The following is a 13,408-nucleotide window of genomic DNA, read 5'->3' on the forward strand; positions in this document are numbered from 1 at the left end:
TTGTGGGGTGGGCAGGAGAGCCCGCCCATAAAAGGCTGATTAACATTTATGATGGATAATGATATGAATGCTGTTTTTGACGATCGCACTCGCTGGCAATTTTGGATCGATCGCGGTGGCACTTTTACTGATATTGTCGCCAACAGCCCCGACGGTAAGTTAGTCATTCACAAGCTGCTATCGGAAAACCCGGAACGCTACACAGACGCAGCAGTCCAAGGAATTCGCGATATTTTGAGAATTCCCGCCGACGCAGCTATACCGGCCGGCGAAATTGAAGCGATTAAAATGGGGACGACGGTGGCGACAAATGCTTTGCTGGAACGAAAGGGCGATCGCACAATTCTGTTAATCACCAAAGGTTTCCGCGATGCGCTGAGAATTGGCTATCAAAACCGCCCGAATATTTTCGCGCGTCACATTGTTTTGCCCCAGATGCTGTACGATCGAGTTATTGAAGTTGCGGAACGCTACAGCGCTCAAGGTGAGGAGTTAACTGCTGTCAATCCCGAGTTTATCCCGTCTTTGCAGCAAGCATACGATGAGGGAATTCGCAGTTGTGCGATCGTATTCATGCACGGCTACCGCTACTCGGAACACGAAAAACAAGTTGCTAAAATAGCCAGAGAAATTGGCTTTACTCAAATTTCAGTATCTCACGAAGTCAGCCCGCTGATGAAATTAGTTTCGCGGGGTGATACTGCGGTTGTCGATGCTTATTTATCTCCGATTTTACGGCGTTATGTCGAACAAGTAATCAGTCAGTTAATCGAGGCAGATTCCGGAAACGAGGGATTATTAATGCCCAATGCCCAATGCCCAATTCCCAATGCCCGATTGCCAAAATTAATGTTCATGCAATCGAACGGCGGCTTAGTGGACGCCGCACAATTTCAAGGGAAAAACAGTATTTTATCCGGGCCGGCTGGGGGAATTGTGGGTGCAGTTCAAACCAGCAAAAAGGCAGGTTTTGATAAAATGATTACCTTTGATATGGGCGGAACTTCAACAGATGTTGCCCATTTTAACGGCGAATACGAACGCGAATTTGAGACGGAAATTGCTGGGGTGAGATTGCGATCGCCCGTGATGGCAATTCACACTGTAGCAGCCGGCGGCGGTTCAATTGTGTTTTTTGACGGTGCCCGCTACCGCGTGGGGCCGGAGTCTGCAGGGGCCAATCCTGGGCCTGCTTGCTATCGCAAAGGCGGCCCCTTGACGGTGACTGATTGCAATGTGATGTTGGGGAAAATTCAACCGGATTTTTTCCCGAAAGTATTTGGATTGAATGGAGATTTGCCGATCGCCCCTGACGTAGTAAAGCAAAAATTTGGGCAACTAGCGGGGGAAATTGGGGGCGAGAGGACGGCCGAAGAGGTGGCGGAGGGTTTTTTGGCGATCGCGGTGGAAAAGATGGCAAATGCTGTCAAAAAAATCTCGCTTCAGCGCGGTTACGATGTTTCGGAGTATACATTGTGCTGTTTCGGCGGTGCGGGCGGCCAACACGCTTGTGCGATCGCGGATGCTTTGGGGATGAAACGGGTATTTATTCACCCTTATGCGGGTGTGTTGTCCGCTTACGGTATGGGTTTGGCTGATGTGCGGGCTATTCGCGAAAGGGCGATCGAGCAACAATTAAGTCTCGAATTAATCACTGATTTACATCATATTTTAACCGAATTGGAGGCTGAGGGAAAGAGGGAATTGAACCGCAGAGTCGCAGAGAACACAGAGAATGAGTCAGAGGTTTTAGTTGTTAACAAGTTGCGCTTAAAATATCAAGGAAGTGACTCGGTTTTGGCTGTCGATTTTGCTGACAATATTGAGGCGATGCAGGCTGAATTTGAAGCAGCTCACCGACAGCGTTACAGTTTTATTATGCCAGAAAAACCGCTGATTGTGGAAGCGGTTTCGGTGGAAGTTGTAGAAAAAATGGATGTGCCGGAAGCATCCACTATTTCCCCATCTGGTAGGACGGGGATCTTGCCCGTGCAACCAATTTCAACAGTGCAAATGTATGTTGCTGGCGGCTGGCGGGAAACGCCTGTTTATCAGAGAGACGATTTGCGATCGGGCGACTGCATAGAAGGCCCTGCTATGATTGTTGAAGCTACGGGAACTAATATCATAGAGCCGGGCTGGGAAGGGGAAATCACCGAAAATAATGATTTAATTTTGAACCGCAGATGCACGCAGATGGACGCAGATAATATCCGCGTTGATTCGCGTTTATCTGCGGTTAAATCAGATCCAGTTTTGCTGGAAATTTTTAATAATTTGTTTCGGGCGATCGCCGAACAAATGGGCGTCACATTGCAAAACACAAGTTCCTCAGTCAACATCAAAGAACGCCTCGACTTTTCCTGTGCAATTTTCGACAAAAACGGGCAATTAGTTGCGAACGCGCCGCACATTCCCGTACATCTGGGTTCGATGAGCGAAAGCGTTGAAGCTTTAATTTTAGCACAAGGCAATGCGGTTCAACCGGGCGATGTTTATGTTTCTAACAATCCATACAACGGCGGCACACACTTGCCAGATATCACCGTTATTACTCCAGTATTCGATCGGGATTCCTCCTTTCCTTTGTTTTATGTAGCCTCGCGGGGACACCACGCCGACATCGGCGGCCTTACTCCCGGTTCCATGCCTCCCAACAGTACAACAGTAACTGAAGAAGGCGTATTGCTTGACAATTTCCTGTTAGTAAGCAAGGGCAATTTCCGAGAAAAAGAATTACTAGAAATTCTGACAGCGGGGAATTTTCCTATTCGCAATTCTGCTCAAAATATAGCCGATTTGCAAGCACAAATTGCTGCTAACAAGCGCGGCGCAGAAGAGCTGCTTAAGATGGTAGAACATTATGGATTAGAGACTGTGCAAGCTTATATGGGCTTTGTGCAAGACAATGCTGAGGAGTCGGTACGCAGGGTAATTGATGTTTTGCAAGATGGTGAGTTTACTTATCCGATGGATAGTGGCGGACAAATTAAGGTAGCGATTACAATAGACAAATCTGCGCGCCGTGCAAAAATAGATTTTACTGGCACTTCAGCTCAACAATTCAACAATTTTAATGCTCCCGCTGCGGTGTGCAAAGCCGCTGTTTTGTATGTTTTCCGCACGTTGGTAGATGACGATATTCCTCTAAATGCGGGCTGTTTGAAACCTCTTGAAATTATCAATCCCGAAGGCTGTATGCTGAATCCTCGCTATCCAGCGGCGGTAGTTGCCGGAAATGTGGAAACTTCGCAAAATATTACCGATGTTTTGTATTGTGCTTTGGGAGTGATGGCGGCTTCTCAGGGAACTATGAATAATTTTACCTTTGGAAATCAGCGCTATCAATATTATGAAACTATTTGCGGCGGTTCGGGTGCTGGTGCAGATTTTGACGGTACGGATGCGGTTCAAACTCACATGACTAATTCGCGTTTAACTGACCCAGAAGTATTAGAATGGCGCTTCCCAGTGCTGTTAGAAAGTTTTGCAATTCGGGATCGTAGCGGCGGTAATGGCTCTCATCGCGGGGGAAATGGAGTTGTGCGGCGAGTGCGGTTTCGGGAGGCGATGACGGCGGGAATTTTATCGGGGCGGCGGGTGATTTCTCCTTGCGGTTTGAATGGGGGTGAAGCTGGTAAATTTGGGCGGAATTATATTGAAACAGTTGATGGTAAAGTTGAGGAATTAGGGAGTACGGCGACTGTGGAAATGCAGTCTGGGGATGTGTTTGTAATTGAGACTCCGGGGGGCGGAGGATATGGTTATTTATAGTAGTAATATCAACTCCGGTAGCATCGGAATGAATATTACCCACAGTCAGGACACGGCAATGCCGTGTCCCTACAATTAATCGGGTAGGGACACGGCAGTGCCGTGTCCTCGGTATCATTCTGATTCTACCGGAAACGATATAAGTAAGCGAGCGCTTTTAATTTATCGTGCTGAACCGACACGCATTGCTGCGGTGAAGATTCTTTTTTATGGGAAGTAATATAGCCAGAGTTTTTGAGAACTTTTCTGATGTGTGAAAAGCTCGATCGCACAACTGAAAAATATATATCTTGAAAGAGGGACAAAATGCCATAAATACCGCTCTGCTGGCACCGCACCGCTAAAAAATGGCCCTCAACTCTGGAATGTCGATCGACAAATCGTGTAGAATCGGGCTGCACCAGCATTTATTCTCCAAACCTTTCCAGAACAATTGTGCAAACACCTAATTTTTCCGAACTCAACCATCCTGTGGTCAAATCCCTGTTCCATCACAGCGACCAGGAATTATTGACTCTGTTTCAAAACCATCCCGATCAAGGTCGGTTCTTCACGGCGATTTTTTGCCGCTACGCTCAAATTGTCCACTCCCTGATTCGCCATTCCGTGCGATCGCCTGTACAAGGCGATTACCTGTTTGCCCACACTTGGCAGCACATCTATCACGAACTCCGAGGCCTCGATTTGCGCCGCGAGATCCAAGAGTCTGATGGCGAAAATCTCAGTCTCCAAAACTGGCTGATTAATGTCACCGCAGTCTGCATAAATCAAGCCCAATTGCCCCCTGTTGAGTCGATTCACTACTCTTTGCAATCGGCTCCGCCTCCCCTTTGGTGTTACGTCAAACAAGCCTTGGAATTGTTAGCGCCGCTGCCGCGTTTAGTGGTGTTGATGGCTCAGACTTTCCGCTGGAGCGAAACTCGAATTGCAGCTTATTTGCAAGCAGAAGGCGAAGCTATTTCGCCGGCTCAGGTAAAGGCTTTGCTGCAAAAAGGATATCAAAGTTTAGAATCCAACTTGCCGGAGGATATTCGGGCTATTTATCTAGATGAAAATCTCGATTATCAAGAAGCACTTGTCTAGATATACACGATATAAACCCGCCCTTTCTATTTGTAGGGGCGGGTGTTACCCGAAATATTTGCTAGGACTAACAGAATCGTAAACCCGCCTTTTGCGAGGAATAAGAAAAAAATGGCAGTTTATCAAGTTCGGTTGGTAAATGAGGCTCTCGCGCTCGATCGCACGATCGCAGTACCAGACGACCAGTATATCTTAGATATGGCAGAAGATGCCGGTATCCGCTTGCCGAACGGATGCAAGCAAGGAGAGTGTTCTGCTTGCGTTGTCAAACTGCTGAGTGGTGAAATCGACCAAAGCGAACAAAAGTTTTTGAAGCCATCAGAATTGCAAGCTGGCTACGCTGTTACTTGTGTGGCTTACCCGCTTTCTGACTGCACGTTGTTAACGCATCAAGAACAAGTTTTATATCAAACATCTCTTTATTTAAAATCGTAAGTATGGAGCGATTTAAAGATACTCGTGAAGACATCTACTCATTCCAGAATGAATTTCTGGTGAGATGCCCTTTTTGTGGTTCATGTGCGATCGTGCGTTGTATAGATCCTGATAAGGTCGATAGCTTTGCTCCTCGCAGATTTTCCTGTACAACTTGTGGTTCCTCAAAAGATTGGTCTGAACAGAATATTGAAAGCTGGTATAGTAAGGCACAGGATAATTACTTCCACTATCCTCTGTGGCTTCAAACTTCCTGTTGCGGTAAGACGCTTTGGGCTTACAATCTTCGACATTTAGAATTTATTGAGGCTTTTGTTCGGGCAAAGTTGAGGGAACGAAAACCTCATGAAATTTATGGCTGGTCGAATCAGAGTCTGTTCTCTCGACTTCCAAAATGGATGCAATCAGGTAAGAATCGAGAAGAAATTCTCAAAGCGATCGTAAAGATACGTGAATCAGTTGTAACTCCTACCTAATATTCGCCGCTGGAAATGGTTGTTCAACCAGATTTCGTGTCATGTAAGGTGCGTGACTCTCCAGCATCTCGCTGCAACTTTAGTGGCTAGAAAGCCACGCACCCTAACGAGTATAGATAAACCCCCCCTTATTAATTTAGCAACTGTAGAATCCGCTTCAGCGGAATTTCCGCCCAATCTAAGCGGTAATTAAGTTCGTAGGCTAGCTCGCCAACCGCTTTTTCCAAAATGTAAGCATCCAACAAAACTTGTAGTTCCGGTATAGATTTGGGCAAGAAATTCGCATCGGCTGCTGTTACCAAATAGCTGTTAAGAAAAGTGAGGCTGACCCAGCGGTGCCAAACGTTCGCCCACTGCTGCATCTCCGGGAGATTTTCCGGGCGAATCATCCCACTTTCTACTTCATTCCGGAGTGCCAAAGTAACAGCGTAACTTATAGATTGCAGCATTCCCGCAACATCTCGCAGGGGCGACCTCTTCATCCGCCGCTCGTTTAAAGGTCGATCGCGTTCTCCTCCGAAATCAATAATTACGAAGTCTTTGCCTGTATAAAGAACTTGCCCGAAATGAAAGTCTCCGTGACAGCGAATTCTATCGGTCGTGATTCTCAAGTTCAAAATAGATTTGAAACGTTCCATGAGCAAATCTTCACGGTTGAGCAGCTTTTGCGCCGATTTTTGTATTTCGGGCGGCAGTTTTGACATCCGTTTTTTGAGATCCAGCAAAGTTCTTCCGGCCAGATTTCTCATGTGTTGATAGATGGAACGCTGGTAAAAGGAGGTGAAGCTTTCTGGGGCAAAAGCGGGATTTTCTGTGTCAGCAGCTAAAGCGAGGTGAAGTTCGGCTGTCCGCTGACCTAAAAGTTCGGCTGATGCTAAGTAAGAGCCGATGAGTTCGCGAGCTAAGGCGGGAATTTCTAGGGATAAATCCGCTACTAGCGAGTTTGAGTTCCGCTGCATTTGTCCGGTCAAAGCGCTCGGTAAATAATTTTCGGGGGCAGTAGATAAATTCTCGCCGGAATGCTTTGCTTCTACGGTCATTACTTGCTCGAAATAGTCGCGCAGTGTGTCTAATGTATAAGACCAAGCGTCTATGCTGTCGGGGATTAATTTTTGCAGTATTCCGACGGTAAGGACTTGTTTTGCTGGTGTGTGATATTCCAATGCTCCGGCAATTGGAGCGTAGTGTTGGATCGAGTTGCGCTCTGTTAAAAAGCGTCCGATTTCTAATTCGGGGTTGATTCCTTCCTCGATTTTTCGCAATATTTTCAGGACGAAGCGGTCGCCGTAACCTGCGGATGTATTGCTTTGTTCTTTTTTGAACAGGTGAGGGTCGAGCTGCGATAAATCTTGTTCTGAGTTGAATGAACTGTCGGCAATTCCTAGCAGTTGACCTGCAGCACCTCTGTAACTGCGAGAATTGGCGATCGCCCCCAGCAGCGCGCTCAGAAAACCTTTGTCCCCGGCAGCGTCAAATAGTACCCCGACTTCCTTGTTGGTTTCTGGGAAGTGGAGGCGGGCGATCGCCCGATCGTCCACATCGCCTTTCATCTCTTCCCACCCTAAAGGCAAAACGTAAGTTTCCGGCATACCTTCAGTATAATTCAACTGCAAAAACAGAATGTAAACTTGAGATTGCTCCCCCGCACTATCTTTACATTCAATCGGTACAATCTCACTTATTTCTAATGATTGAATTGTCCGATCTGTACCGCTAAACCAGCGATTGCGCCGCAGGTATCCCGGCAAAATATTAAGCAGCATATCGCTTAACTGACTTGTAGCAAAAGCAGTTTTCCAATTGCCGATAACCGCCAAAGTAGGCAAGTCTGTGGGAACGCCGTGGAGCGCCAAATCTTCGTTTTTAACAGTAAGAGTAAACCAGTAAAACGTGTGAGGACTCAAGCACAAAAAGTAAGGCGATTCGCCAACCGCCGGAAACTCCGTGCGACCGAAAATCTCCACCGGAACAGCGCCTTTAAAGGGCGCAAGGTCTAATTCGGCCGTCTGGACGAAGCGTGACAAATTAGCCACTACCAGGATGTGTTCGTCTTGATAAGTGCGTACAAAAGCTAAAACTTTGCGGTTTTCCGGGTACAGAAACTCGCAAGTTCCGCGGCCGAATGCTTGGAAGCGCTGCCTAATTGCAATCAGGCGTTTCATCCACCACCACAGAGAACTCGGATTCGCCCGCTGCGCGTCCACGTTAACAGATTCGTAGTGATATTCAGGGTCAACAATGGGCGGCGCGTAAAGCCGCTGCGGGTTAGCACGGCTGAAACCGGCATTGCGATCGCCACTCCACTGCATCGGAGTTCTCACCCCGTTGCGATCGCCCAAATAGATATTGTCTCCCATGCCAATTTCATCGCCGTAGTAAAGCACCGGCGTACCCGGAAGAGACAGCAGCAAAGCATTCATCAACTCGATGCGGCGGCGGTTATTTCCCATCAAAGGAGCCAAGCGGCGGCGGATGCCCAAATTAATTCTCGCCTGAGTGTCTTGAGCGTAAACCCGATACATATAATCTCGGTCTTCATCACTCACCATTTCCAGCGTCAATTCATCGTGATTTCGCAAAAATAATGCCCACTGACAGTTATTTGGAATCGGCGGAGTTTGCTGGAGAATATCGCTAATTGGGAAGCTATCTTCCATGTACAAAGCCATAAATAAACGCGGCATCAGCGGAAAATGAAAGTTCATATGACATTCATCCCCGGCAGCGTAATATTGAACTGCATCCTCCGGCCACTGATTCGCCTCAGCCAGCAGCATCCGGTTCGGAAATTTCTCATCTACGTGCTGCCGCAATTGCTTCAGGAATTGGTGAGTTTCTGGCAGGTTTTCGCAGTTAGTACCTTCGCGCTCGTACAGGTAAGGCACCGCATCCATCCGCAGTCCGTCTACTCCCAGTGCCAACCAGAAATCTACCACATCTAAGATGGCTTGGCGGACGGCTGGATTGTCGTAATTTAAATCTGGTTGGTGAGAATAAAAACGGTGCCAGTAATAAGCTTTTGCTACCGCATCCCAAGCCCAATTAGATGTTTCAAAATCTTGGAAAATAATCCGAGCATCTTGATATTTTTCCGGCGTGTCGCTCCACACATAAAAATCTCTTTCGTTACTTCCTTTCGGGGCGCGGCGCGCTCGCTGAAACCAAGCGTGCTGATCGGAAGTGTGGTTGACAATTAACTCAATAATGACTCGAATTCCCCGCTGGTGCGCTGCTTCTAAAAGGTCTTTAAAATCCTCTAATGTGCCGTAAATCGGGTTGACGGTAGTATAGTGAGATGTATCGTAACCGTCGTCTCGGAGCGGCGAGGGAAAAAATGGCAGTACCCAAATTGCTGTTACTCCCAAGTTTTGCAGGTAATCCAGTTTTTCTGTCAGCCCTCTAAAGTCGCCGATGCCGTCTGCATTGCTGTCGGCAAAAGCCCGAACTGGTACTTCGTAAATAATCGCGTCTTTGAACCACAAGGGGTCGTCATTTAACATTGAGTTGGGCATGATTTGTAGCGATGATTGGTAATTGGTAATTTGTACTTAAAATTTGGTAATTGGGAGTTGTTAGTTCCCATCCAAACCGATAAATCATAACTCATAATTTAGCCGCTATTCCTCATGCCAGCGGCAGACTTTTAATCGTAATTTATTAACGCAAAACTTATAATTTCTTAACTATAAAATCTCAACAAGCTGTTTTGCTATTTCGGATACAGTTCACAATTCCGATACATATGCGCGGTGTACACCCGAAAGACAGGTCCGCGGTGCACACCCTACCAAGGCGTGTCAACTTAAGCCTGAAACCCCTCTGAATCTCTCGCTGGTAGTCCAGTCTCGATCCCGCTAAATCCCCCTTGATAGGACTTTGAGAACACTCTTGTCCCCCCCTTATTAAGGGGGGCTAGGGGGGATCGAGCCCTTGTTGACAGTAAGCGCACCCTACAGACTCAGGATTAGGTGCGGTATTTACTACCTGCCAGACGGTTGCCACGACATTACAGTACCTTGACGTTTATGACTAATTTTCGTTACATTAGTTTACATAAAGCAACAAAAGTTAAGGAAAAAGCAAATATGGCTATTGTAATCGCTCTTTTAATCGTCGGTTGGGTCGCAGCCTCACTAATTGGCACTCAAGCATATTTCCTCGGGGAACAGTCAAAGCCCATCCACGAGCGGAATTGGAACGATGAATCTTTTGAAAAATTGGCTGTAGCAATCACGGCAACAGAGATGGATTACAGCGTTCGCGTTCCCGCCTACAGCCTGGATGCCTATGGCAGCCGCACCATCTCTAATTCTTGACATATTTCACCATTTTTAATAACAGGCAGGATGCCTGTTCCACAAGAAAATTGATTGTTTGTGGAACAGGCATCTTGCCTGTTCCAAACTATTCGGCAACTACAAACTGTTACCTGTCAGCGCTGGGCGAGAATCTTTTTTGCGAAATAGTAAACTATTATTTTCGCAGTCGATCGCAATTGTATCACCCTCCACAAACGCATTTTCCAGAATCTTGTTAGCCAGCGGGTTTTCCAGCTCCCGCTGGATGGCGCGTTTCAAGGGACGAGCGCCGTAAACCGGATCGTAACCGACATCTGTGATATGGTTTTTCGCCGCATCGGACAGTTCCAAAGTAATTTTTTGTTCGGCCAACAACCGCTCGATCCGCTTCACTTGGATACTGACTATTTGCCGCAGTTCGACCTTGCTCAAAGTGTGGAACAAAATTATCTCGTCCACCCGATTGAGAAATTCGGGTCTGAAGTGCGATCGCAGCGCTGTCATCACCCGTTTTAACATCTGTTCGTACTCTTGGTCTGTCTCCCGGTCTTGAGTCAATAAATTTTCATTTTCACTCTTGTTTTCAGTCTTGTTTTCACTCTTAGTTACAGTATCAACATCAACTCGCTGGGCCGACACCTCAACAGTACCGTCGGCAGCCACTTTATAATCTGTCTTTTGACTTGACAAATCTTTCGTTTCCTGCTTCCGATTAGCAGGTTTTTTGACGGTTTTTTCCTTCTTAGTAAACACGTCTAAAATGTGGTCGCTGCCGATATTGCTAGTCATCACAATTACGGTATTTCTAAAGTCAACCACTCGACCTTGAGAATCGGTAATTCTGCCGTCATCCAACACTTGCAGCAAAATGTTAAATACGTCCGGGTGCGCTTTTTCCACTTCGTCAAACAGCACCACCGAATAAGGATGTCTCCGCACTGCTTCGGAAAGTTGTCCCCCTTCATCGTAACCGACATATCCGGGAGGAGCTCCTACCAACCGGGAAACGCTGTGCTTCTCCATGTATTCCGACATATCGATGCGGACGATCGCATCATCGCTGTCAAACAAAAACTCCGCCAACGCCCGCGCTAACTCTGTTTTTCCGACGCCTGTGGGGCCCATAAACAAGAAAGAGCCGATCGGCCTCCCCGGATCTTTCATCCCCGCCCTAGCGCGCCGAATTGCCGCCGCCACGGCTGTTACAGCTTCCTCTTGACCGATGACTTTTTGGTGCAAGTGTTTTTCCAATTGCAGCAATTTTTGGCGTTCGGATTCTAACAACCGATTAACCGGAATGCCCGTCCATTTGGCGACAATTTCCGCAATATCGCCCTCAGTAACTTTTTCCCGCAGCAGGGAAGAACCTTGAGCTTGCTGTTTCAAAAGTTCCGCTTCTTTCGCTTCGCGATCGCGCACCGCAGTTTCCAACTTGCCGTACTTTAACTGTGCGGCTTTATTCAAATCGTAAGCCCTTTCTGCTTGTTCGATTTGCACTCGCAATTGGTCTTCTTCTGCTTTCAATTTATTGATTGCATCCAACAACTGCTTTTCGCCCAACCACTGAGAGGACAATTTTTCCTGCTTGACTTTTAAAATGTCAATCTCAGATGTGATGCGTTCGACGCGGAAGCCGAGCCCGGGGGCGAGAGCACCTTTTCCTTCGCCTTCGATCGACAATTTTTCCATTTCCAACTGCATCACCCGGCGGTCAATGCCTTCCAATTCCACAGGTTTAGAGGTAATCTCCATTTTCAAATGGGCGGCCGCTTCATCTACCAGGTCGATCGCCTTGTCCGGCAAAAAGCGATCGGAAATATAGCGAAAAGACAGAGTTGCAGCAGCTACCAGGGCCGAATCAGTAATTTTTACCCCGTGGTGGCGTTCGTAACGGTCTTTCAATCCGCGCAAAATCGAAACAGTATCTTCAACACTTGGTTCGCCAACAAATACTTGTTGAAAGCGACGTTCCAGGGCTGGATCTTTTTCAATATTCTTGCGGAATTCGTCGAGAGTTGTTGCGCCGATGCAGCGCAATTCGCCTCTCGCCAACATCGGTTTTAACAAATTTCCCGCATCCATTCCCGAACCGGAACTGCCACCGCCACCAGTCCCGACAACGGTGTGCAATTCGTCAATAAATAGGACTATTTGCCCGTCGGAATCGATGACTTCCCGCAATACCGATCGCAATCGTTCTTCAAATTCGCCCCGGAATTTTGCCCCAGCAATTAAACTGCCCATGTCAAGGCTAAATAGCTGGCGATTTTTCAAAGATTCCGGTACGTCGCCGTTGACAATTCGCTGGGCTAAACCTTCGGCGATCGCAGTTTTTCCGACTCCGGGATCGCCAATTAACACCGGATTGTTTTTTTGGCGGCGGGAAAGAACTTGTACCACGCGGCGGATTTCCTCGTCGCGGCCGATTACTGGGTCGAGTTTGCCTGCTTTGGCGGCTTCTGTCAAATCGCGGCCGTACTTGCTGAGGGCGTCGGAGTTAGCTTCCCCATCTTGATCTTGGGCTTTAGCGTTGCTGCGGCTGCCTTTCCCGGTTTCGGAATTTTTTTCTTGGGCTTTAGCAGTGGCGCGGAAAGATTTGATTGCTTCTTCGAGTTTTGGTCGATCGATCGTACCGGCTGGGGGTTTGCGATCGTAACCTGGGCGGCCCGGCGGGCCGTCGCCTTTTGTCAGCAACCTGCGACCGACTCGTTCGTCTTCTACTAAGCCAATTAATAAATGTTCAACGGCGATAAAATTATCTTGCCAAGTCGCCCTGGTGGCCTCGGCAACATCTAACATCACTTCTAAGCCGCGACCGAGGTATAGTTGGTCAGCGTTGGCAACTCTGGGCTGTCGTTTGGCAAAAGCATCTAACTGCTGGGCCAACCGGGGGGCATCGACTCCAGCTTTGCTGAGAATGCTGTTGGCCTGGCCTTGCTGTTCGAGAAGGGCAATGGCTAAATGTTCAACCTCTAGCTGCTGATTGGCAAAGCGGCGGGCTACATCCTGGGATTTGACAATGGCTTCCCAGGCTTGATCTGTAAATTTGCTAGGGTCTGTTGGCTGCACGTTGGTTCCTCGCAATCAAGGGGATTCCTGTTGTTATCCGTTAATACATCGTCTCACAACCATCATAATCTTTAAACAGGATTATGAATTTATGAGTGCGGTTAACTAGGGCGGAAGTTGTGAAATAATTGACCTGTTGCAAAAGCTTCCAGTCCGCAATCCACCCCAAATTTTGTGCGGTCAGATCGGCGGAGGGCGATACCCTTGGGGAGAGGTTCGCTGGCCGTACTTATAAAAATATTGCCAGAAACAAGATTTTTAATCGGCTGAGAT

General features: G+C 47.5%; 6 protein-coding genes. 4 read left to right on the forward strand and 2 right to left on the reverse strand.

Translation table 11 applies throughout. From position 1 onward, the window contains the following. The first annotated feature begins 63 nt into the window (after nucleotides 1-63). From QUA45_RS00940 to QUA45_RS00950, 3 genes are all read left to right on the forward strand, one after another. Complete coding sequence (locus tag QUA45_RS00940; protein WP_333218948.1) at nucleotides 64-3,774, forward strand: hydantoinase B/oxoprolinase family protein; 3,711 nt, start codon at nucleotides 64-66, stop codon at nucleotides 3,772-3,774. 435 nt (nucleotides 3,775-4,209) lie between these two features. After that, nucleotides 4,210-4,857 (forward strand): sigma-70 family RNA polymerase sigma factor, encoded by a 648-nt coding sequence (locus QUA45_RS00945; protein ID WP_333065799.1) that lies wholly within the window; start codon nucleotides 4,210-4,212, stop codon nucleotides 4,855-4,857. Nucleotides 4,858-4,968: 111 nt separating this feature from the next. Beyond that, nucleotides 4,969-5,292, forward strand: a complete 324-nt coding sequence (locus QUA45_RS00950; protein ID WP_333072940.1) for a 2Fe-2S iron-sulfur cluster-binding protein — start codon at nucleotides 4,969-4,971, stop codon at nucleotides 5,290-5,292. A gap of 607 nt (nucleotides 5,293-5,899) precedes the next feature. On the opposite strand, the gene treS is transcribed toward QUA45_RS00950, so the two are convergent. Continuing rightward, a complete protein-coding gene (gene treS, locus QUA45_RS00955; protein ID WP_333094690.1) occupies nucleotides 5,900-9,280 on the reverse strand; it encodes a maltose alpha-D-glucosyltransferase in 3,381 nt (1,126 codons plus the stop codon). A 573-nt stretch (nucleotides 9,281-9,853) separates the two neighbouring features. Between treS and QUA45_RS00960 the strand changes: the two genes are divergently transcribed. Continuing rightward, nucleotides 9,854-10,084 (forward strand): photosystem II protein, Psb35-related, encoded by a 231-nt coding sequence (locus QUA45_RS00960; RefSeq protein WP_333218950.1) that lies wholly within the window; start codon nucleotides 9,854-9,856, stop codon nucleotides 10,082-10,084. A gap of 99 nt (nucleotides 10,085-10,183) precedes the next feature. On the opposite strand, the gene QUA45_RS00965 is transcribed toward QUA45_RS00960, so the two are convergent. After that, complete coding sequence (locus tag QUA45_RS00965; protein WP_333094691.1) at nucleotides 10,184-13,135, reverse strand: AAA family ATPase; 2,952 nt, start codon at nucleotides 13,133-13,135, stop codon at nucleotides 10,184-10,186. Between the last annotated feature and the right edge of the window lie 273 nt (nucleotides 13,136-13,408).

Origin of the sequence: Microcoleus sp. Pol12A5 (genome assembly GCF_036701435.1) — a bacterium.
GTDB lineage: Bacteria > Cyanobacteriota > Cyanobacteriia > Cyanobacteriales > Microcoleaceae > Microcoleus.